The organism is Mannheimia cairinae (assembly GCF_028649535.1).
GTDB lineage: Bacteria > Pseudomonadota > Gammaproteobacteria > Enterobacterales > Pasteurellaceae > Mannheimia > Mannheimia cairinae.
The window spans coordinates 145,708-168,627 of sequence record NZ_JAQSJE010000001.1 but is presented as its reverse complement, the minus strand read 5'-3'; the positions used below and the strand labels follow the sequence as shown (position 1 = coordinate 168,627).

Genomic DNA, 22,920 nt, shown 5'->3' with positions numbered 1-22,920 from the left:
AATATTTACGATTTTAGTAATCCCGAAGAACCTTCAGAATAGTCTCTCGGTTGATCTTCTTCTGTTTTTTCTTCAGATTGTACCGAAAGTTGAGCTTGCTGGAAAAGCTCAATATTTTTGGTTGCTTCAGGTAATAACTGCTCAGAACTTTGTGCTAAATGAGCATAAAGCTTTTTATAATCAGTGGCTAATGTTGAAAGTAATTGAGCTGATTGCTCAAAGTGTTGTTCAAGTTTTTGTTTTTGCTCATCAACTTGGGTTTTAGTCTCTTTTAATTCAGCCTCTAATTCGTGTTGTTTTTTTACTCCGCTATGAAATGCTCTAACTAGAGTGCTTCCAATTATAATTCCAATTATAAGTGCCGCACAAATAGCAGCCCAAATGTCCATAGACCATTGTTCCATTATACTCTCCTCGCTAATGTGGATTAATTTATCACTATTTTTAGCATTTCATTTTTTATTTGAAAAGCTCCAAATGATTAAAATGTGATATAGATTCAATTTTTGCGAATAAGTACAAAAAATATTAGATTTTTGAACGAAATATCTGTATAATTCTGCCACCCTGTTTTGCTTGGATTTTCCCGCCAAGTAAGTTTGGTCAGAATTGACTCGAAGGGGTCGGATTCTACCGTCATATAGGTAATTCCTTAATTGGAATTGGGTTATAAACTTTAAATTTTGGTATTTAATTAATGAAAACTTTTGTAGCAAAACCAGAAACAGTTAAACGTGACTGGTATGTAGTAGATGCGACAGGTAAAACTTTAGGTCGTTTAGCTACTGAATTAGCACGCCGTTTACGCGGTAAACATAAAGCTGAATATACTCCGCACGTAGATACAGGTGATTACATCATCGTTATCAATGCAGAGAAAGTAGCAGTAACTGGCAAAAAAGAAACTGATAAAATCTACTACTGGCACACTGGCTATGTAGGTGGTATCAAAGATGCAACCTTCAAAGAAATGATTGCACGTCGTCCAGAAGCAGTGATCGAGATCGCAGTAAAAGGTATGTTACCTAAAGGTCCTTTAGGTCGTGATATGTTCCGTAAATTAAAAGTTTACGCAGGTAACGAGCATAACCACGCTGCACAACAACCACAAGTTTTAGACATCTAATCACGGAGCAGAAAAATGACAGCAGCAAATCAAAACTACGGCACAGGTCGCCGCAAAAGCTCTTCAGCTCGTGTATTTATCAAACCGGGCAGTGGTAACATTACCATCAACCAACGTTCTTTAGACGTTTACTTCGGTCGTGAAACTTCACGTATGATCGTACGCCAGCCATTAGAATTAGTTGAGTTAACAGATAAATTAGACTTATACATCACTGTAACTGGTGGTGGTATTTCTGGTCAAGCAGGTGCGATCCGTCACGGTATCACACGTGCATTAATGGAATACGATGAAACTCTACGCCCAGCATTACGTGCTGCAGGCTTCGTTACACGTGATGCACGTCGCGTTGAACGTAAAAAAGTGGGTTTACACAAAGCACGTCGTCGTCCACAATATTCAAAACGTTAATTTTATTTTCGTTTTCAAAAGGCAGGATATTTTCCTGCCTTTTTTATATCATTTATATTTTACTTGACATTATTTTTGGAGAATACAATGCTGCCTTGCCTTGCCTTGCCTAAGCTAAAATTGCAAGCATTTTTTGCAAATTTTTCTAATTTTCTTACCGCTTGTTATTGCCTTGAACATTTCACTTTTAAAGAGGATGTGTAAATGTTAGCTTGGAAATTAGAAAATGATGTAAATGATTTTGTCCAAAAATCACTTGAGCAATTAGGCTTATGTAAACTCAAAGATTTCAATACAGAAAGTGCAATGTCAAATTATATGAAAATGGCATTGACTAGTGCATCTAAAACCCAAAAGAAAACTAATTTTGGCAAACCCGATTTTCACTGTGAAAAATATAGTGTTCCCGTCATTATTGAAAATAAACTTAATCTTAAAAAGCTTATTAATCAAACCAAAAATGAAATTAAATTCGATGAAAAATCAATCTCAAATTATGCAGTAAATGGGGTCCTTTACTATACTCGTGAAATGCTAGCATCTGGGAAATACCAAGATGTTATTGCGGTCGGGGTGGCAGGTGATAACCAAGAAAATGTACAGCTTCAAATCTATTATGTTTAGGTAGCAATGATAATGCATTTAAGAAAATGCCACATACTACCTTTGACTTTTTAGGGAGTAGTAAAGCATTTGATGAATTTTTAAATGAAGCACGTTTAACTGAGGCTGAAAAACATCAAATTTTGATTGATAGCCGAGAAAAATTACAATCATATGCTAAGAAGCTAAATGTGCTGATGAATAATCATAATATAACAGCTTCTCAAAGAGTGTTGTATGTATAATGAAATTATTGAAACTAAATTATTTTTTATTGCAGTCGTAAATAGTAGCCTTAAACAATTTACAGGTGGTTATGCTCATTATCCCACGCTTGAGAGCCTAAAGGGGTTAGATATTTATATTCCTCAGTACAATAATGGGCAAAATGCATACCAATTTATGAATGATTTTATAATGGCCTTGCAAGTAGAACCCATTGTTAATTTATATGAATATTTACAATTAAAAGGTTTAATAGATACCAAATTAAGTGAAAAAGAAAGGACAGCTATTGAACAATTAGAACAAGGAAAAGTGTCATTTGAATGGTTTGATGTGGTAGATATTTTTAATGTAAAAAATACATTTAATATTTTATCTAGAGATATAATTTCAGATAGTGGGAATACCCCTTATTTATCGGCAAGTAAAGAAAATAACGCAGTATCAACATATATTTCTTACGATCAGCGATTTTTAGATAAAGGTAACTGCATTTTTATAGGGGGAAAAACATTTGTTGTGACTTACCAAGCTCAAGATTTCTTTTCAAATGATAGCCATAACTTATGTTTACATTTAAAAAATAAAGAAATAGCAACTAAATTGATCCAGCTTTTTATGAAAACTTGTTTAGAAAAAGGGCTTGGACATAAATATTCTTGGGGAAACAGCATTAGTAGTAAAAAAATCCAATCAGATAAATTACTATTGCCTATCAAGGACAATATAATTGATTATCCATATATGGAAATACTAATGTCTGCCCTTCAAAAAGGTGTACTTAAAGAGGTAATGTTTTGGATTAAAACACAGTATGGTGATTTAAAAATTAATTTATAAAGTGTTAATTTTGCTAAAATTCTTGTTTCTAGTGGTATTAACTCTTGAATTCAAAAATTTAAGCCTTATTATAATCCATTGATTTTAAGTATAAAAATTAGAGAAAAAAATGGGTAGAAAACGTAGTGCAAGCTCTTCACGCTGGCTTGCAGAACATTTTAAAGATCAATTCGTTCAAAAAGCACATAAACAAAAATTACGTTCTCGTGCATATTTTAAGTTAGATGAAATCCAGAAAACAGACAAATTGTTTAAACCAGGAATGACCGTAGTAGATTTAGGTGCTGCCCCTGGTGGTTGGTCTCAGTATGTGGTTACGCAAATTGGTAGTAAAGGGAGAGTAATTGCTTGTGATATTTTGGATATGAATCCGATTGCAGGGGTTGATTTTTTGCAAGGGGATTTCCGTGAGGAAAGTGTTCTAAATGCCTTACTTGAGCGTGTAGGCGATGAAATGGTTGATGTGGTAATGTCTGATATGGCTCCAAATTTTAGCGGAATGCCCTCTGTAGATATTCCACGAGCAATGTATTTAGTTGAATTAGCATTGGATATGTGTCGTCAAGTTCTGGCACCAAAGGGTAGCTTTGTTGTCAAAGTATTCCAAGGCGAAGGCTTTGACGAATACCTACGAGAAATACGTTCAATGTTTAGTGTAGTTAAGGTGAGAAAACCAGAGGCATCACGAGATCGCTCAAGAGAAGTTTATATAGTCGCAACAGGTTATAAGGGCTAGAAATAAAACAAGCGGTTGTTTTTTGTTAAAAAATTGCAAAAAACTCAAGAAATTTAACCGCTTTTATAGTAACCTTGAATAGTTTTATTAAAAAATAGGGGATTAACCTTGAACGATATGGTTAAAAATATTTTACTTTGGGTTGTAGTTGCTATTGTAATGATGGCTGCTTATGAAGGCTTCAATTCAAATTTTGGCAGTGCTTCAAATACTGTTCCATATTCTACATTTTTAAATGATGTTAAAGAAAATCGTTTAAAAGGTGTAGATTTTAGACAAAATGAAGATACGATCTCTGTTACCAAAAATGATGGAGCAACCTATAAAACTGTAATGCCAATGTATGATCAATACTTAATGGCTGATTTGGCAAAAACGAATGCAGTTGTAACGGGGCAACCCGTTGAGCGTCGTGGATTGCTTTCACAAATCTTGATTTCGTGGTTCCCGATGTTGCTTTTAATTGGCTTTTATGTCTTTTATATGCGACAAATGCAAGGCGGTGGCGGTCGTGGTGCAATGGGCTTTGGTAAAAGTAAAGCCAAAATGCTGACAGCCGAAGAAGTCAAAACTCGCTTTAGCGATGTTGCAGGTTGCGATGAAGCCAAAGAAGAAGTTGGCGAAGTAGTAGAATTCTTACGTGATCCTTCTAAGTTCCAAAAATTAGGTGGTCGAATTCCAAAAGGGATTTTAATGGTTGGCCCTCCTGGTACAGGTAAAACATTATTGGCAAAAGCAATTGCGGGCGAAGCAAAAGTTCCTTTCTTTACAATGGCTGGTTCAGACTTCGTTGAGATGTTTGTCGGTGTAGGGGCTTCTCGTGTACGTGATTTATTTGAACAAGCAAAGAAAAATGCACCTTGTATCATCTTCATTGATGAAATTGATGCGGTTGGTCGTAAACGTGGTGGTGCAGGTTTCAGTGGTGGGCACGATGAGCGTGAACAAACCTTAAACCAAATGCTTGTTGAAATGGACGGTTTTGAAGGTTCTGAAGGTGTCATTATTATTGCAGCAACAAACCGTGCAGATGTACTTGATGATGCATTAACACGTCCTGGTCGTTTTGACCGTCAGGTAACGGTTGATTTACCAAATGTAAAAGGCCGTGAGCAAATTTTGAAAGTTCACTTGAAAAAAGTACCGCTTGCAGACGGTGTGGATCCAATGCAAATTGCACGTGGAACACCTGGTTACTCGGGTGCTCAATTAGCGAACCTAGTAAATGAAGCCGCTTTATTTGCAGCACGTAAAAATAAACGTGTAGTCACGATGGAAGATTTTGAAGAAGCTCGTGACAAAATTAATATGGGGCCAGAGCGTCGCTCAAATACGATGACAGAAAAAGAGATCATCAATACGGCTTATCACGAAGCTGGTCACGTAATTGTTGGTTATTTAATGCCTGAGCACGATCCTCTTAATAAAGTAACTATTGTACCTCGTGGGCAAGCATTAGGTTTTGCACAATTCTTACCAGAGGGGGACCGTGTAAGTGAAACCTTCACAAAATTAGAAAGCCAGCTTTCAACACTATTTGCAGGACGTATCGCAGAAGGTTTAATTTTCGGTGAAGATAAGATTACTACAGGGGCATCATCTGATATTCATCGAGCAACACAAATTGCTCGAGCAATGGTAACTCAATGGGGCTTCTCTCAAGAACTTGGGCCAATTTTCTATCAAAATGAAGATGGAATGGGTGCAATTAAGGGGGTGTCTGAAGAGTCACAAAAATTAATTGATGTGGAAATGCGTAAAATCATTGACCGCAACTATCAACGTGCGAAACAGACATTGGAAGAAAATATGGACATCTTACATGCAATGAAAGATGCTCTATTAAAATACGAAACATTAGATAGCAAGCAGATTGATGATTTAATGGCTCGTCGCCCAGTTGGAGAACCTTCAGGTTGGAGTGATACCCCAACTAAAGATGATGACAATGCTGTTCCACCTAGTGGTGAGCAAGCGGCAGATACGACATCAACTTTAGAAGATAAACCAAATAAAGATAATAATGTAGGTGATTCATTAGCTGATACGAAAGCTGATCACTAATTAAATTAAACCGAGAGTATGATGCTCTCGGTTTTTTTAGTATCTGAATTTATAGCAAGCGGTCTATTTCTATTACATTTTTACAAAATGTATCGTTTTCTTTCCAGTTGTAACATATTTTTTACTAGCTAAATTTACTATTCTCTACTACAATCCATTTACTATCTTTATAAGAATGAATAAGAGGATATTATGCAATTTCTTAACATCGCAAATGAAGGTGTAAAATCGTTAGCACCTTATCAAGCAGGCAAGCCTATTGAAGAATTAGAACGAGAATTAGGCATCAGTAATATTATCAAATTAGCCTCAAATGAAAATCCGTTTGATTTTCCAGAAAGTGCTAAACAAGCGATTATGAACCAATTAGATGATTTAACCCGTTATCCTGATGCAAACGGTTTTGAGCTAAAAGTGGCTATTTCTAAAAAATTTGGTTTGAATGCAAATCAAATTACTTTGGGTAATGGCTCAAACGATTTGTTAGAACTTTTTGCTCACACTTTCGCAAGTGATAAAGATGAAATTATTTATTCTCAATATGCGTTTATTGTTTATCCGCTTGTCACCAAGGCGATTAATGCAGTTGCCCGTGAAATTCCTGCTAAAAACTGGGGACACGATTTAGAGGCATTTTTAGCGGCTATTAACGAAAAAACAAAACTTATTTTTATTGCGAATCCGAATAACCCAACCGGTAATTTTTTAACAGAAGCTGAAATTGATGCATTTTTAGCAAAAGTACCAAGCCATATTCTTGTCGTATTAGATGAAGCTTATACTGAATTTACCGCTAAAGAGGAGAGAGTAGATTCATTTGGTTTATCAAATAAATATCCAAATCTAATCGTTTCTCGTTCACTTTCTAAAGCCTATGGTTTAGCAGGGCTTCGTATTGGTTATGCGGTATCTAATGCTGAGATTGCAGATTTACTAAACCGTGTTCGCCAACCTTTTAACTGTAATAGTTTGGCATTAGCTTCAGCTATTGCGGTTATGAATGATGATGAATTTGTCAAAAAAGTGGCAAAAAATAACCGCTTGGAAATGGCTCGTTACGAGGCATTCTGCCAAGCAAATGGTTTGGAGTATATTCCATCTAAAGGTAACTTTATTACGATTAATTTTAAACGTCCAGCGGCTGCAATTTATGATGCTTTATTACGTGAAGGGGTTATTGTTCGCCCTATCGCAGGCTATGGAATGCCGAATCATTTACGTATTAGTATCGGTTTACCTGCCGAAAACGATCGTTTCTTTGGTGCCTTATTAAAAGTTTTAGGATAGTTATATAAAATGGAAAAATTAGTTCTTAATCCGATTGCTCGTGTTGAAGGCGAGATCAATTTACCCGGTTCAAAAAGTCTTTCAAACCGTGCTTTATTATTAGCAGCCCTAGCAAAAGGGACAACACGAGTAACCAATTTATTAGATAGTGATGATATTCGCCATATGCTTAATGCGTTAAAGGCATTAGGGGTGCAATATACATTATCAGAAGATAAAACGGTTTGTACTGTGGAAGGCATTGGTGGTGCTTTTCAAGCTAAAAATGGTTTATCGTTATTTTTAGGCAATGCAGGTACGGCAATGCGTCCACTTGCAGCGGCGCTTTGTTTGAAAGGTTCTGATAACGCTCAAGTGCTTTTAACCGGCGAGCCTCGTATGAAAGAGCGGCCTATTAAGCATTTAGTGGATGCTTTACGCCAAGTTGGAGCAGAGGTTCAATATTTAGAGAATGAAGGCTATCCGCCACTTGCAATTAGTAATAGCGGGCTTAAAGGTGGAAAGGTTCAGATTGATGGTTCTATCTCTAGCCAGTTTTTAACGGCATTATTGATGTCTGCTCCATTAGCAGATGGCGATATGGAAATTGAAATTATTGGGGAGCTAGTTTCGAAGCCTTATATTGATATTACGCTGGCGATGATGAAAGATTTCGGTGTTGAGGTAGAAAATCAAAATTATCAAACTTTCTTCGTGAAAGGCAACCAAAGCTACATTTCGCCAAATACATACTTAGTAGAAGGTGATGCTTCATCTGCAAGCTATTTCTTAGCCGCGGGGGCAATTAAAGGAAAAGTAAAAGTAACGGGCATTGGTAAAAATTCAATTCAAGGTGACCGCTTGTTTGCTGATGTATTAGAAGCGATGGGGGCTAAAATTACTTGGGGAGAAGATTTTATCCAAGCAGAGCAATCTCAGTTAAAAGGCATTGATATGGATATGAATCATATTCCGGATGCTGCAATGACGATTGCAACAACAGCTCTGTTTGCTGAAGGCGAAACCGTTATTCGCAATATCTATAACTGGCGAGTGAAAGAAACGGATCGTTTAACGGCAATGGCAACAGAATTGCGAAAAGTAGGAGCTGAAGTGGAAGAGGGCGAAGATTTTATTCGCATTCAGCCGTTAGCGTTAGATAAATTCCAGCACGCAGAAATTGAAACCTATAACGATCACCGTGTGGCAATGTGCTTCTCTTTAGTGGCATTATCAGATACACCTGTGACGATATTAGATCCAAATTGCACGGCAAAGACATTCCCAACGTATTTTACTGAGTTAGAGAAATTATCAATTAGATAAAAAAATAAGGCTTCAATTTGAAATTGAAGCCTTTAATCTTTATGCCCAGCCACCGTTGTTACGTCGGCGACGAGGAATTAAGAATGGTATAATTAATCCAAGTAATAGACCTACACCAAGCACAGCACCACCATAAATAAACCATTGAATGACAATTTCACGTTTTTCTGAATCGTGCATTGTTTCTAAATCACGGTTTTTATTTTTTAGAATCTCCAATTCACGTTTTAGCTGAGCATTTTCAGCCACTAAATCACTGCTTTTTTGCACAGAGTCTTGTGTTCTGCGTTGCATTTCTGCAGTACGTTGTTGCCACTCAGCATCAACTTTACTTAAACGATTTGTTAAGTCTTGCACTTGTTGTTTTAACTGTGGAATCAACTCTTTAGGGCTTGCCGTATCACTTAATTCAGAATTTAATACCCAACCTTCACGATTACGACTATCTCTAATAAGACTATAACGTTCCCTTTTTTCTAAAACGGTAACCTTTTCACCTGCTTGTATAGCTCCAGAAATACGGTATTGATCACCTGCTCCTTTACGCATATATGTATTTAAATTTTCGGTAATGTAGGTATCTGCTGCAATAAGTGGAGTAGATATGCCGAGTAACACACAAGAAAGAATTACAGATGATAATTTTCGCATTATAAATATTCCTTTTTAAAAGAAAGAATGCAGTTTTACATTCTTTCTACATAAGATTAATGAAAGAGAGCACTTAGAATAAAATATATAATAATTGATAACATTGCTCCAGCAGGTAACGTAATTACCCAAGAGACAATAATATTACGAATTACTCCTAAATTAAGTGCCGCAATACCACGAGCAAAGCCAACACCTAAGACCGCACCAACTAATGTTTGTGTTGTTGAGATTGGTAAGCCAGTTCCTGATGCAATAACAACGGTAACAGCACAAGCAAATTGAGCAGCAAAACCACGGCTAGGGGTAAGTTCGGTAATACCAGTCCCGACTGTTGCCATTACCGATTTCCCCATAATAGCTAAACCAAACATCATACCTAAGGCACCTAATGGTAAGATCCAAGGAGCCATCATTGTTTTGCCTTCAATAATACCGCCACTGCGAACAATGGATTCAACTGCAGCTAAAGGACCGATAGCATTAGCAACATCGTTTGAACCGTGGGCAAAAGCCATTGCACAAGCAGTTAATAACATTAAGTTACTAAAGATTTTTTCAACACCAATAAATCCTTTACCTTCAGAGCGAACTTTCATTGTGAAGCGTTTGCTGCGGAAATAGAAGTAACCAAAGATAAATGCAATTAATGCAAATGCAAGAGAAACAACTAATGTTTGTAGTGTATTTAAATGTAAGCCAACGTGTTTTAAGCCTTTTGAAACGGTAACAATAACAAGGATAAAAATTGTAATTGCCATATACATCGGGCCATATTTTTTAGCTTGTTTGAAGGGTTGAGAGCGGTTAAAAATCAGTTTTTGTGAGTTAATAAAGATTAAATAAGCCACAACACCAGATAGAATAGGGGTAACAAACCAACTTCCGACAATTCCGCCTAATGCTCCCCATTGAATTGCTTCTGAGCCAATAGTGACCAATGCAAAACCGATTACAGCACCGATAATAGTGTGTGTCGCTGAAACAGGCCAACCCATTTTAGTTGCAATAATAAGCCAAAAGCCTGCTGCACACAGAGACGACATCATACCAAGAACAAGTACATCAGGGTGATTCGCAAACTCAGAAGGGTCAATAATACCACTTTTAATGGTGTCAGCTACCTCACCACCAGCAAGGTAAGCACCGGCAACTTCAAAGATCATTGCAATAATGATAGCTTGTTTTACGGTAATAGTGCCTGAACCAACAGAGGTCCCCATTGCATTAGAAACATCATTTGCCCCAATGCCAAATGCCATCATAAAACCTACAATAGCAGTAAAAATAACTAAAACCGAGCCATATTGATTAAGTAGTTCCATCAAAAATTCTCCTATGATTTTGCTAGCATTAATTCAATACGGGAGCCGATACGTTGTGCTTGGTCAGCCAAAATACTAATACGTTCAATACATTTATATAAGAACATCACATCAATCGGATTTAATGTTTTCTCTAATTCTAATAATGTATGACGTAAGGTAATTTGATACTGATCGGTATCATCTTCAATTTGATCAAGTTCGAGAATCATTTTATTTACGAAATCAAGCTCACGACCTCTAAAGCCAGTTTCTAGTAATTCGTCCATTTCATTTAAGACTTTGCGAACTTGGCGACAAGCATCAATACTACGAGAAAGAAATTTTTTAAACAGAGGTTGCATTTCAGCAGGAATGACTAATTTACGCCCAATAATGCGACCAGAAATATCTCTAGAGTAGTTAGCTAATTTATCTAATTGAGTAACTAACTCTAATAAATCTGTTCTTTCAACAGGCATAAATAAACCACGAGGAAGTTTTAAGCGAATTTCACGCTTAAGGGAGTCTGCTCGACGTTCTAAATCAACAATTTTTCCTCGAACATCAGCAGCCTTTTCCCAATTATTTTCAAAAGTGGCTTCAAAAAAAGGTTCTAGTAACTCACTGCATTCAGTCACTTTATTTGAGTGTTTTTGCAATGGTTTTAGTGGCGATTGAGCGAATAAACCTAAAATGTTATTCAGTGCCATAGAATATCTCCAAAGTGTTATAAAATGTACAAAGATTCCATTAAACGAAATCTCTCATATTTTACTTTATGTACTAGTAAAGATCACGAAATTAACGATGTTTTTTAAACAAGCGGTCAGATTTAGGCAGAAATTTACAGAAATATCAATACCATAGTACAACGATGGAGATTCTTTAGCTTATAAACCATTAAATATGGTGAATAACCAATGGTTTCCCTTGGCAATTTAGGACTTCAGCATCTAAATTAAATACGGATTTTAAATTTTCGGTAGTAATAATTTCTTTTGGTGAGCCAATCATTTGAATTTCACCATTTTTCATTGCGACAATCGTATCTGCATAAGCGGCAGCCATATTAATGTCGTGAACTACCATAATTGTTGTTAAAGCTCTTTCATCTGTTAATTTACGTAATAATCGCATTAACTCTCGAGCGTGAAACATATCTAAATTATTTAATGGCTCATCTAACAATACGTGTCCAGTTTGTTGGCAAAAAGTCATTGCAATTAATGCTCTTTGTCGTTGCCCTCCTGATAGTTCACTTAAAAAACGTTGGGCGAAATGGTCAAGATCAAAAAATTCTAAGGCTTCATCTACAATATTTTCATCTTTTAATGTAATTTTCCCCTGATGGTGAGGGTAGCGTCCGAACATTAATAAATCACGAACAGTAATTCGGCTATGGATAACATTATCTTGCGTTAAAATAGCCAATTCTTGTGCGATAGTTCGAGATGGAGTATGTGCAATATTATAGTCGTTTAAATGTATTTCGCCTTGTTGAATTTCTTTTAGGCGAGCAATGAGTGAGAGCAATGTTGATTTACCAGCTCCATTAGCTCCAACTAAGGCTGTGATACCGCCGTTTGGAATAGTTAAATTAATATTCTTTAAAATCGTTGTATTGTCGATTTTATATTGAAGATCTTTTACTGTTATCACTATTTATTCCTTATTTTTTCTTTTTAGCATTAGGTAGATAAATACTATACCGCCTACAAATTCAATTACGACGCTTAATACACCTTGCTGCTTCAATACTTGTTCAAAAATCGCTTGCCCTAGAATTAAGGTAATTGCAGAAATGAAAAAGACCATTGGAATACGCACACTATGTTGTACTACAGGGCTAATGGCATTAACAATGGCACAAACAAGCAAACCTAAGAATAGAATAGGGCCGACTAACGCAGTTGAGACGGATACTAACAATGCACAGCAAACAAGTAACTGGCAACAGAATTTAGTATAGTCTAAGCCGAGTCCAATAGCGGGATTTTGCCCAAGTAATAAAATATCTAACTTATGTCGTTGCAACCAAATCCAAACCGCAGATAAAATAGCGATAATGCTACCAATCCATAATAGAACTGGATTTGTTAAGTTAAAAGATGCAAAAGATGAACCTTGTGCAACAGCAAATTCTGTTGGATCAATCATTCTTTGTAATAAATTATTTAAACTTCTAAATAACACACCAAAAATAACCCCAATTAAAATCATACGAGTCAAATCAGAGCGATTTTTTGCTAAGGAGCTAAATAGCAATATAGAAGCACCTAGCATTAATAATGTTTCAAAGAAAAACTTCTTACTAGGATCAAGCTGAGTAAAACCTAAACCACCAAAGAAAAAGACTAAGGTGGTTTGCATTAATAAATATAGTGAATCAAAACCTAGGATACTCGGCGTTAAAATCGGGTTATGTGTTAGTGTCTGGAATAAAAGTGTAGAAACGCCGATTGTATAAGCGACCGTTAATAATAAAATTAGCTTTTTACCACGGAAAGGAATGATAAAATCCCAATTACCATTAGCGTTATAAGTCATAAAAAATAGACTTGTCGCAAGTAGCAATGATATTAACAAGAGTAAACGAGATTTAACCACGACTTTTCCCCTTAACACGTTTTCCTTTTAGTAATAAATAGAGGAAAATAATTGTTCCGACAATACCAAAAATAGTGGATATTGGTACCTCATATGGATTATTAATAATACGGCCTAAAATATCACAAACCAGCACAAGATTCGCACCTAATACAACAACGGTTGGCAAGTTTTTGCGTAATCTATCTCCTGCAATTTGAGAGACAATATTCGGCACAACTAAGCCAATAAAAGGAATCTGCCCAACGGTTACTACGACAATAGCGGTAATCATAGCGACAAGAATAAGAGCAAGCCAAGTCATCAGTTTATAATTAATACCTAAGCTAGTACAAATATTCTCTCCAAGCCCTGCAATAGTAAGCTGATCTGCTATAATATAAACAACGATGCCTAAAATTACCGTGATCCAAAGCAATTCATAGCGACCGGCCAAAATACCCGAAAAATCTCCAGAAAACCAAATGGCAAGCACTTGCAGACTATCGGTTTCATAAGCAATAAAAGTAGTAACAGCTTCAATAATATTACCAAATACAATACCAACTAAAGGTAGCATTAACTGTTGATGAGGCGGTAAATGACGAATAAGCAACATAAATACCCCCATTCCAATTAAGGCACTGACTGTTGCAATAGACATCTTTAAAATTAAAGCAGAAGCAGGAAAGAGTAGGCTAGCAAATAGAATACCAAGAGCAGCACTTTGACTTGCACCAATCATACTTGGCTCAATAAAGCGATTTTTTAGCACGATTTGCAGAACCATTCCTGCAATCGCAAGAGTTGCACCTACTAATAAAACAGCAATAGTTCTTGGCAGGCGGCTAATAAGAAGTAATTGAAGCTGCTCTGAAGAACTAAAAATCTCACTCCAATGGAAATCGGCTACACCCACACTAGCACTGATTGGAATGAGAAGTAATAATATGAAAAAATTAACTCTAAAAAAAGAAAACATAAAATATAAAAGTGACAAGCGGTTGAATTTACCTTAAAAATTACAAAATACTTTGCAAAAAATGAGTAAAATTCGACCGCTAATTAAAATTAATTATTTTTTTCAAATGCAGCTTTGATTGCACTTAAATCCATTTTAATTTGCTCATAACCACCTGGTGCGAGGTAAGAAGCACTGCTTAGATAAATTACATTTCCATTTTTCCAAGCTTTAGTTTGACGGACTAGCTCATTGTCTAATACTTGCTGAGCTGTTTTACCTTCTTCACCGATAGCAGCAATTCTATCTAATACAAACAACCAATCAGGATTTAGTTTTTGGATAAATTCAAATGAAACCGGTTGCCCGTGACCTGCAGTTTTAATACTAGCATCTGCCATTGGAATACCTAAACCTTCGTGGATCCAACTTAAACGATAACCTGAGCCAAATGCAGAAATTTTACCGCCATTAACCAGAATAATTAAACCATTACCTTTGTCTTTTACGGCTGCTTTTGTTTCTTCATATAAGGTATTGATTTCCGCTTTTAGCTTGTCAGCTTCTGCTTCTTTATTGAATAGTTTACCAAATGAATCAATACGTTGAATAGCACTGTCAATTAGCTTATCACCGTTATCTGTCATATCAATCGTTTTTGCAATACTACTCACATCATTAAATTTCTTAGCTGAACGAGTACCAACAATAATTAACTCAGGTTTTAGTGCATTTAATGCTTCTAAATTAGGTTCAAATAATGTACCAACATTTGCAGCTGCTTTATCAACCGTTGGTTTTAGATAAGGCAAGGTTTTTAATTCTGGTACACCATCAACAGTTACACCTAATGCTTGTAAAGTATCAAGACTACCGGTATCAAACACTGCAATTTTAGCAGGATTATCTGAAAGGGTTACATCACCACGAGCAGTTGGAATGGTTACATCTTTTGCAAATGCCGAAGATGTTAAAGTTGCTACTGCAGTTAATGTGAATAAAACTTTTTTAAACATTAAATACTCCCATTTAGTATTGCAAATAATTCTCAAAGATTTTAACCGAAATTAAAGCGATGTAAAGCAGAAAATACAAACAGGTTTAGATTTTGTTTAAAAAATGCAAATTTCAATTTAAACAAAATTCCGATAAACTATATCGCTAATAAATATGCACTCATTAGATGAGGAATGTATGGCAGAATTTAATTCATCTACTCAAGAAAAAACAAAAGATAAACAAATAGAGCAAATTAGTATTTCTCCTCACTCTATTGAGGCAGAACAGGCTGTGCTTGGTGGCATTATGCTAAGTAATGATCACTGGGATAACGTAGCCGAGCGACTTCAATCTCACGATTTTTATAATTATGCACATCGTACTATTTTTGAGCAGATGGCGGAATTGGTACGCAATAATATTCCTATTGATATTATTACCTTAGACCAAGCATTAAAAGATAAAGGCATTTTGCAAGATGTTGGCGGTTTTGCATATCTTGCTGAACTTTCACAAAATACGCCGAGTGCCGCCAATATTTTAGCTTATGCTGATATTGTAAGAGATCGTTCTGATTTACGTAGCGTGATTAGTGCGGGCAACCAAATTGCTGAAATGGGCTATAAAACAAAAGGGCGGAATTCGAAAGAAGTATTAGATGAAGCTGAGCGTATTGTTTTTGAAATTGCAGAAAAACGAAATAATGCAAATGAAGGCCCACAAAGAATTGATGATATTCTATTTAAAACTCTTGCTCGTATTGATACCTTATCCAAAAATCGCCATAACGGTGGTGTAACAGGTGTTTCAACAGGCTTTACCGATCTCAATAAAAAAACGGCTGGGCTACAGCCTTCCGATTTAATTATTGTTGCAGCACGTCCATCAATGGGGAAAACAACCTTTGCGATGAATTTATGTGAAAATGCTTCACTTGTGGATGATATTGATCCAAATGTTTTAGATGAGAATGGCAATCCAAGTAAAACACCGGCAAAACCAGTGCTGATTTTTAGTTTAGAGATGCCCGCAGACCAAATTATGATGCGTATGCTAGCCTCACTTTCTCGTGTAGATCAAACCAAGATCCGTACTGGTAACTTATCAGACGATGAAGATATGGCTAAAATTTCTACTACAATGGCAATTTTGCAAGAGAGAAATAATATCTACATTGATGACAGCTCTGGTTTAACACCAACAGAATTACGCTCTCGAGCTAGACGTGTTTACCGTGAAAATGGCGGCTTAAGTTTGATTATGGTGGATTATTTACAATTAATGCGAGCACCAGGATTTGCAGATAATAGAACCTTAGAAATTGCGGAAATTTCACGCTCATTAAAAGCTCTTGCAAAAGAATTGGAAGTTCCTGTTGTCGCCCTTTCGCAGCTTAATCGTAGTTTGGAACAACGTGCAGATAAACGTCCGGTAAACTCAGATTTACGTGAATCAGGCTCTATTGAGCAAGATGCAGATTTAATTATGTTTATTTATCGTGATGAAGTTTATAACGATAATTCAGAACTTAAAGGCATTGCTGAAATTATTATTGGTAAGCAACGTAATGGCCCGATTGGACGAGTTCGTTTAACCTTCCAAGGGCAATATTCAAGATTTGATAACTACAGTGGTGGGAGTTATGACGATGAGTACTAATCAAACAAAGTTATGTGCAATTTATCGCAGTAAGAAAAAAGAAGGAATGTATCTTTACGTACCTAAACGAGATCAGTTTGACAGAGTGCCTGAATCGCTACTTCAAATGTTTGGCAAACCAGAATTCTCAATGTTTTTCAATTTAACGGGAGATAAATCCCTTCTACGAGCCAAAAACGAAGAAGTCATACAGTTATTAGAAGAACAAGGTTATTACTTACAAATGCCACCACCGCCAGAAGATCTACTAAAAGATTTTTTAAATAGCACTAAAGGGGAAAAATAATGCGTTGCCCATTTTGTTCAACAGAAGAAACAAAGGTTGTGGACTCTCGTTTGGCAGCAAATGGCTATCAAATTCGCCGTCGTCGAGAATGTGTCAGTTGTAAAGAACGTTTTACAACCTTTGAATCTGCAGAATTAGTTGTGCCATATGTTATTAAAAATAATGGTAGCCGAGAGCCATTTGATGCAGAAAAACTCAGAACTGGCTTAAGACGAGCCTTAGATAAACGCCCTGTGAGTGCTGATGATGTAGAAAAGGCGATTAGCCAGATTATTATTCAATTACAAGCAATGGGAGAGCGAGAAGTACCAAGCCGACATATTGGTAATTTAGCAATGAATGCACTGAAACAATTAGACAAAGTTGCATATATCCGCTTCGCCTCTATTTATTTAAGCTTTAGCGATATTGAAGAATTTACCAAAGAAATTGAAAAATTAAGAGAATAATATAAAGCTAATGAAAAGAGCAAACTTTGTTCTTCTAGTGTATTAAGATAACCGCCTTAGAGGCGGTTTATTTTTCACCGATACTCTCAAAATACACTACGATTAAATCTCATTGTATAATATATAATTGATTGAATTTAAAAGAAATAAATGGCACGCCCTAAAGGATTCGAACCTTTGACCCACGCCTTAGAAGGGCGGTTAGTGGTTTATAAAAGGCGTTAGTTTTAGTTAATAAAAACAAGGACTTACAGAGATACCTCCACTAAATGAACTACCATCTTTTCACATATTTTTATATAAAATACCATATTTTACGGTACATTTACGGAACATATCATATATTTAATCCATCCTTTTTTTTCTCCTTCCCAAAATACCAACCGAACAACCTTACCACAATCCAAGCACACCACGCAAAAATAGGGCGACCTTGTAAAATTAAACATTCGCGCAATCTCTTGTCTGCTTCCGCTCGGTTTACTTTGCCATTTACGCCATAGTCACGATCGTGTTGATGACAGCACGAGTTGATATTTTTCGGGGCATTTTTCAGCCCCGTACAATAATTTTTCTTTACTGCCATAAATTACTCCCAGCTTGGAGTTCCGTATTTGCGGCGAGCATATTCAAAAAGCGTGTTTGTAAAGATTGGGTCTAATTCTAGATCAGCATCAAAAATCATCACGTGGCCAATATAACCATTCCAGTTAATAGCTTTATTTGGATTACCTGAATCAGCCCATTTACCAACATATAATGGGCTATCAACACAATCACGATTATCATGAGTAGTTTGATTAACTGCATTTGGAGTCCGTAAAGTTGTTTTTTCTAATAAAAAATCACTTACATTAATGATATTAAGAGGTTTTCCAATCAAATTACCTAAACTTAGACTAATCACACCGCTTGAGGATAAACCTGCATTATTAGTATAAACCCCAATATGAGGAGAAGTTTTAGGTGAGACTAAAATAGTATTCGATGGCGTAGTTGTTTTATGCTTCATCGCAAAAACAACAATAGTCATATTCTTCCAACTTGCCTGAAATAAATTATCCTCTGTTTCAAAGTGTGAAGAACCATCAAAGAAAGCTGATGGCATATTACCCAAAGCAAAATTATCAATCTTTGGAGCTGTTGCTAATGCAGCAGTTAAATTCCGAGCTTTGGTGGACTTGTCAGAAACTCGAGTAATTGATGTACCTGACATTAACATTGTTGATTTGTCGGAAAAATCCCAAAATCCCTGTAAATTTTTATGTTTTAAAATTTCAGCTTCAATAGCAGCTACATCACGATCTATTAACGCTGGTAATTTGCTATTTGAAAATACTGTATTTAGTCTTGTGATATTACCCATTTTAATAATCCTTTTTAGTTAATTGAAAGTTCAAAGGCAAAAGCCCAGTTATATAAGTTAAATTCTCCATCGATGGACATTGTTTTATCTGAATCTCTTAAATTTCCTCTTGCTCCCTCTGTTCTCCCTGACTTACCAAAAGTCCCATTATCAAAAGCATATGTTAGCGTTGCACCAATCGGAATATCGTTATCTGCTGTAATACGTACTTTATTTGAGTTTGGAATCAAATTTACGCTGGAAATATTAGCACTACCCCCGTTATAAATAGTAAAACCATAATTACCTGGATTAGTAACTAGAGTTGTATCTAGTACCAATGGCGGAACCGGAACATAAAACTCAACTTCTAATGTGCGAGCATCAACCTTGGTCAATTGCTTAGGGCGTGTACCTAACCATTCATTACCTTTATCAATGACTTCACGTTTAACTTTTGCGTAATACTCACCAAGATAATGTGTATCTTTACCTAAAATATGAGCATAATCTTTATAATTGAATTGATATTTAGGACAAACAAGAAAATGATAAGGGCTTTCTTCTGTTACTTTCAATTGTAAGAATGGGCTAGTAAATGTATGACGAGTTTCAGCGCTTTTTCTATAACCACTTACGCTTGAGGTTTGGCAAAGCAACATTACAGGCTTGTCTCTTTGTGAAGTAATCGAAGTAAGGTCTTGAGTGAAATCACTAAGCCATTGCTTTAAATTTTCATCATAGTTAGCATTACTAATATTTCCATCTCCTTCACCATGAATAACAAAAATGGCTCTGTAAGATGGTTTAATAGGAAAATTATTTACTGCCTTTGCACTCGCGGTAATTTTCTCATAAATACCAGTCGTTCCCCCTTTTTTGATACGTTCATATACTTGTCCGCCATATGCCGCACCGAAAATAACAATCGGTTTGTTATTTTGTGCAGTTTCTACTTTCGCAAAACCCGATGAAATGGTTTCATAAATTTGTTCTTGTAACTCAACAAGTCGAGTTCCTGCACTTCTGCTCTGATTAGGAATCGGCCCCGTTTCTATTGTAAAAGCATTCTCTGTTACATCTGTACTAATTGCACTATTAGCCCCGCCTTCTGCGAGCGATTGCCCTGTAATAACAAACCCATCAGAGATACTATTTTGAAATACTTGTTTTGTTTCGCCATCATTCCATTCGTACATTAACATCACACCACGACGTGGAGCTACATATCTTACGGAACTACCTGACATTTCACACGCCACTACATCACCACGATTTGTGACTTGAATATTCTCAGTCCCACGTTGTAAATAAACGTCATTATCTTTTAAATAACAAATACCGACATCCGTGATAATCCCAGCTGGGATATATTTAGCACCAGCATCAGTTGTCATTGACGAAAGTTTATAATTTTTATCAACCTCAGCATTTGAGTGTTCATTCGAAAAGATAACTTGTTGTCCCATCATAAAACTTTCTGATAATGCAGTGTTTACACCAACAAGCATACGATCTTGGGAATCCGTAACAGCCCATCCTGGATAATTAGTATTTCTTTGTTCAGCCGACGGTTGGAAAAAATCGCCACGTTCTGTAATACCAATAGCAATCTTATCTTTTTCATCTGTCCAAGCATGAGCAAGTGTTGTTTCGCCTTGCAACGCCCCCACATCCACAACAGAAGCAGCAACTTCGCTATATCTTCATTTAGCATAATTGCTTGTGCTTCTGCTTTATCAACCGACTTAACCCACTCGCCAGCTAATCGAATATAACGATCTCCTGTTGTTAGTTGTGCGATTGTTCCATCAGGTTTACTTTGGTCTAACTGCATTGAAGCATAATCCAAATAACCGACCGATCCGCTTTCAATATTGCCATCTAATTGAATAATCAACTTATTCAATTTATCAAAAGCAACTCGAGCCGAATCGCCTTTACCATCATTGGCGTGCTGCCCGATATTAACTAAATCTTTTTCTGCAATAGCCATAAAAAACTCCAAATAAAAAAGCACTCTTTCGAGTGCTTGATTTAAATAATTACCGAACCAGCAAAAATCTTATCTGATTCATTCCCTGATATATCAACTGATGAAATCCAGTAATATGATGATTGTTCGATTGTGTCAAGATAGGTGTTGTAACTCCCTTTCATTGATTTTATATTAACCAATAGTGTGGCTTGTTCAACATTATTAAGCTCACTCCTATAAATTACATTATGGCTGAAATCTATATTATTAGGTGATTTCCATCGTAATACTGCATCTTTATTTTGATTTGATACACTAAGGTAGGATGGTGGTTCTGGCGGGGTTGATACAGTTTTAATGTCAATTAAATCACTTATAACCCAGTCAGACTTAGAAAAAAATAAATTCGTTTGTACTTTAAATCTATACAAATAAGGAACATCCTCACTTGGTAGTTCTTGACTAAACTCTGTTTCGGATGTTGTGAAACTGCGGAAAGTTCGATAAGTTGTTTCATTCTTATCTCTTCTTTCTATGATCACTTTAAATGTGAAATTCAAGCGTGTATTCGGTGATCTAGTCCACCTGATAGATAAATAGGGTTTACCATATTTAGGCTCTCCGCTGATGACTAAATCAGTTACTGGAGATGGCTTACCATCGTCTGATTCAGGTTTTTTCGTACTTTCAATGATTTTTTCATCAGATAGATAATTCCAGTAATAGAATTCAGGTCGTTCAGAACTGAGCGTTAAATCAATACCACCACCTTCGGCAAAAGAGAATTCTGTTACTCGAAAGGCAGTTCCAACTTGGAAAATTTCAGGGATATTGAGTTCGACTACATCCCATAACCGAATAGGCAGAGCAGCCCAGTTACAGCTCAAACTGACAGTAATTGTATTATTCCCTTTCACGAGCTGAATTTTAGCCAACCGCTGGGCAATGGCCCCGTTGGTTGTGTAAGGTAACTTGATGTCCTGTTTAATCTCTTCGCCCTGATAACGTTTGATATAACTATTGTCCCGCTGTGGCGGGAAATCTGTTTCATTCCAGTTGTGAGATGGTTCAATATATGAGCCGGAAACAATATTGAATAGCTCATTTCGACTAGGCTTCATTCGTACAGTTGGAGCCTCTCGCAACATTTCTGTTGTGATAGTGAATGATGGGTAACTATAAGCTCCAGCATAAAAACGATATTTACCTTGTGAAAATACTAAATTCCCGTGACAAGACGACTGCATATCTTCAATAATTTTTGATGGTGCTGCCGACATATCAATTACACCGTCCAAGGTGTAACGTTTTACAAATCCAACTTTACCATTCACTTCATATCGATTGTCTTTGCTCGGGACTTCTTCATCACAAATATTTGCTGCTGTAATAAATGATTCAAAATCAATTAAATCATTTGGAACAGCTTTACCTTCTTTCGCTCGTAACCAGTCTAAAATACATAAAGCTGGGTTGTTTGAATGAACCATTTGCCTAATTCGTGGATCATAAACTGGACGCCCTTTTATGAGGAATGAAACATTAGGTACTCCATTCTGAAAAGTCTCAGGATCATATTTCAAACGTACGTAAGCATAAGCTACGCCGTTTAATGTATGATTCTCAGTCCATTCGTTTGGTTTTTTATTTACTAACCCTAACATTGCACTTTGTTCATTATGGCCTCTTCTATAGTACATTGAGACTAAACCATCAAACTTTGGATTATCGGTTTTATCATCATTTAACCAAAAAATAGGATCGATTTCGTGAATTCTGCCGTGAGATAAAGCAAGTACCATATCTAGATACTTATTATCCTTATCGGATACAGAAGCATATACTAATATTCCCCCTGCTCTTACTGTGCCATAAATAATACGCCGATTTGATGCAGCTTCTTTAATCGTCCGCTTTAAATCTTGCTGCGGTATGCTAGGAGCTTTAGCTTTGGTTAGTTTGCTACCTATTGTGGTAATAGTAAAAGCTGCGGCCATACCAAGAGCTGCAGCACCAATTCCACCAATTGCAGAGATAACTGCTGCAGATGTGGTAATGGCTGCTGCGGCAACTGAAGCTATTATAGGAACTACCATTGGCAT

At 36.3% G+C, this 22,920-nt stretch carries 23 protein-coding genes, 1 tRNA gene and 1 pseudogene; 11 read left to right on the top strand and 14 right to left on the bottom strand.

Annotated elements, in window-relative coordinates:
* Positions 1 to 5: 5 nt before the first annotated feature.
* Positions 6 to 404, bottom strand: a complete 399-nt coding sequence (locus PTQ27_RS00905) for a Z-ring associated ZapG family protein (protein WP_273748485.1) — start codon at positions 402 to 404, stop codon at positions 6 to 8.
* Between the two features lie 293 nt (positions 405 to 697).
* Between PTQ27_RS00905 and rplM the strand changes: the two genes are divergently transcribed.
* From rplM to aroA, 8 genes and pseudogenes are all read left to right on the top strand, one after another.
* Positions 698 to 1,126 (top strand): 50S ribosomal protein L13, encoded by a 429-nt coding sequence (gene rplM, locus PTQ27_RS00900; protein ID WP_273748486.1) that lies wholly within the window; start codon positions 698 to 700, stop codon positions 1,124 to 1,126.
* 15 nt (positions 1,127 to 1,141) lie between these two features.
* The gene (rpsI, locus tag PTQ27_RS00895; RefSeq protein ID WP_273748487.1) at positions 1,142 to 1,537 is read left to right on the top strand and encodes a 30S ribosomal protein S9; all 396 of its coding nucleotides are present in this window, start codon (positions 1,142 to 1,144) and stop codon (positions 1,535 to 1,537) included.
* A gap of 204 nt (positions 1,538 to 1,741) precedes the next feature.
* Positions 1,742 to 2,382, top strand: a pseudogene (locus tag PTQ27_RS00890) (N-6 DNA methylase); the annotation flags it as partial.
* Positions 2,378 to 3,205, top strand: coding sequence for a restriction endonuclease subunit S (locus PTQ27_RS00885; RefSeq protein WP_273748488.1), 828 nt, complete (start codon positions 2,378 to 2,380; stop codon positions 3,203 to 3,205). The pseudogene PTQ27_RS00890 and the gene PTQ27_RS00885, both read left to right, overlap by 5 nt.
* A gap of 109 nt (positions 3,206 to 3,314) precedes the next feature.
* Positions 3,315 to 3,941, top strand: coding sequence for a 23S rRNA (uridine(2552)-2'-O)-methyltransferase RlmE (gene rlmE, locus PTQ27_RS00880; RefSeq protein WP_273748489.1), 627 nt, complete (start codon positions 3,315 to 3,317; stop codon positions 3,939 to 3,941).
* A gap of 117 nt (positions 3,942 to 4,058) precedes the next feature.
* Positions 4,059 to 6,005: an ATP-dependent zinc metalloprotease FtsH gene (gene ftsH / locus PTQ27_RS00875; RefSeq protein ID WP_273748490.1), complete on the top strand. Its 1,947-nt coding sequence runs from the start codon at positions 4,059 to 4,061 to the stop codon at positions 6,003 to 6,005.
* A 192-nt stretch (positions 6,006 to 6,197) separates the two neighbouring features.
* Positions 6,198 to 7,292, top strand: a complete 1,095-nt coding sequence (gene hisC, locus PTQ27_RS00870; RefSeq protein ID WP_273748491.1) for a histidinol-phosphate transaminase — start codon at positions 6,198 to 6,200, stop codon at positions 7,290 to 7,292.
* Positions 7,293 to 7,301: 9 nt separating this feature from the next.
* Positions 7,302 to 8,597, top strand: a complete 1,296-nt coding sequence (aroA, locus tag PTQ27_RS00865; RefSeq protein ID WP_273748492.1) for a 3-phosphoshikimate 1-carboxyvinyltransferase — start codon at positions 7,302 to 7,304, stop codon at positions 8,595 to 8,597.
* Between the two features lie 39 nt (positions 8,598 to 8,636).
* Here aroA and PTQ27_RS00860 read toward each other — a convergent pair whose 3' ends face one another.
* From PTQ27_RS00860 to PTQ27_RS00830, 7 genes are all read right to left on the bottom strand, one after another.
* Entirely contained in the window at positions 8,637 to 9,248 is a 612-nt protein-coding gene (locus PTQ27_RS00860) for a TIGR04211 family SH3 domain-containing protein (protein WP_273748493.1), read from the bottom strand.
* Positions 9,249 to 9,304: 56 nt separating this feature from the next.
* Entirely contained in the window at positions 9,305 to 10,573 is a 1,269-nt protein-coding gene (locus PTQ27_RS00855) for an inorganic phosphate transporter (RefSeq protein ID WP_273748494.1), read from the bottom strand.
* An 11-nt stretch (positions 10,574 to 10,584) separates the two neighbouring features.
* Positions 10,585 to 11,265, bottom strand: a complete 681-nt coding sequence (locus PTQ27_RS00850; protein ID WP_273748495.1) for a TIGR00153 family protein — start codon at positions 11,263 to 11,265, stop codon at positions 10,585 to 10,587.
* 190 nt (positions 11,266 to 11,455) lie between these two features.
* Positions 11,456 to 12,214: an iron ABC transporter ATP-binding protein gene (locus PTQ27_RS00845; RefSeq protein ID WP_273748496.1), complete on the bottom strand. Its 759-nt coding sequence runs from the start codon at positions 12,212 to 12,214 to the stop codon at positions 11,456 to 11,458.
* 3 nt (positions 12,215 to 12,217) lie between these two features.
* Positions 12,218 to 13,102 (bottom strand): iron chelate uptake ABC transporter family permease subunit, encoded by an 885-nt coding sequence (locus PTQ27_RS00840; protein ID WP_273748497.1) that lies wholly within the window; start codon positions 13,100 to 13,102, stop codon positions 12,218 to 12,220.
* Between the two features lie 52 nt (positions 13,103 to 13,154).
* On the bottom strand, positions 13,155 to 14,123 hold the full coding sequence (locus PTQ27_RS00835) for an ABC transporter permease (protein WP_273748498.1): 969 nt from the start codon (positions 14,121 to 14,123) through the stop codon (positions 13,155 to 13,157).
* An 89-nt stretch (positions 14,124 to 14,212) separates the two neighbouring features.
* Positions 14,213 to 15,118 (bottom strand): siderophore ABC transporter substrate-binding protein, encoded by a 906-nt coding sequence (locus PTQ27_RS00830; protein ID WP_273748499.1) that lies wholly within the window; start codon positions 15,116 to 15,118, stop codon positions 14,213 to 14,215.
* A 178-nt stretch (positions 15,119 to 15,296) separates the two neighbouring features.
* On the opposite strand from PTQ27_RS00830, the gene PTQ27_RS00825 reads away from it, so the two are divergent.
* The 3 genes from PTQ27_RS00825 to nrdR are packed head-to-tail and all read left to right on the top strand — an operon-like array spanning position 15,297 to position 17,495.
* Positions 15,297 to 16,760 (top strand): replicative DNA helicase, encoded by a 1,464-nt coding sequence (locus PTQ27_RS00825; RefSeq protein WP_273748500.1) that lies wholly within the window; start codon positions 15,297 to 15,299, stop codon positions 16,758 to 16,760.
* A complete protein-coding gene (locus PTQ27_RS00820) occupies positions 16,744 to 17,046 on the top strand; it encodes a YcgL domain-containing protein (RefSeq protein WP_434802812.1) in 303 nt (100 codons plus the stop codon). Before PTQ27_RS00825 ends, PTQ27_RS00820 begins: the two co-directional genes overlap by 17 nt.
* Positions 17,046 to 17,495: a transcriptional regulator NrdR gene (nrdR, locus tag PTQ27_RS00815; RefSeq protein ID WP_273748502.1), complete on the top strand. Its 450-nt coding sequence runs from the start codon at positions 17,046 to 17,048 to the stop codon at positions 17,493 to 17,495. The genes PTQ27_RS00820 and nrdR overlap by 1 nt, the downstream gene beginning before the upstream one ends.
* Before the next feature lie 151 nt (positions 17,496 to 17,646).
* On the opposite strand, the gene PTQ27_RS00810 is transcribed toward nrdR, so the two are convergent.
* From PTQ27_RS00810 to PTQ27_RS00785, 6 genes are all read right to left on the bottom strand, one after another.
* Positions 17,647 to 17,717, bottom strand: a tRNA-OTHER gene (locus PTQ27_RS00810).
* A gap of 115 nt (positions 17,718 to 17,832) precedes the next feature.
* Complete coding sequence (locus PTQ27_RS00805; RefSeq protein WP_273748503.1) at positions 17,833 to 18,081, bottom strand: hypothetical protein; 249 nt, start codon at positions 18,079 to 18,081, stop codon at positions 17,833 to 17,835.
* 3 nt (positions 18,082 to 18,084) lie between these two features.
* Positions 18,085 to 18,861, bottom strand: coding sequence for a hypothetical protein (locus tag PTQ27_RS00800; RefSeq protein WP_273748504.1), 777 nt, complete (start codon positions 18,859 to 18,861; stop codon positions 18,085 to 18,087).
* Between the two features lie 14 nt (positions 18,862 to 18,875).
* Positions 18,876 to 20,351: a sialate O-acetylesterase gene (locus PTQ27_RS00795; protein WP_273748505.1), complete on the bottom strand. Its 1,476-nt coding sequence runs from the start codon at positions 20,349 to 20,351 to the stop codon at positions 18,876 to 18,878.
* A complete protein-coding gene (locus tag PTQ27_RS00790; RefSeq protein WP_273748506.1) occupies positions 20,336 to 20,836 on the bottom strand; it encodes a hypothetical protein in 501 nt (166 codons plus the stop codon). The genes PTQ27_RS00795 and PTQ27_RS00790 overlap by 16 nt, the downstream gene beginning before the upstream one ends.
* Positions 20,837 to 20,877: 41 nt before the next feature.
* Positions 20,878 to 22,920, bottom strand: a complete 2,043-nt coding sequence (locus PTQ27_RS00785) for a phage tail protein (RefSeq protein WP_273748507.1) — start codon at positions 22,918 to 22,920, stop codon at positions 20,878 to 20,880.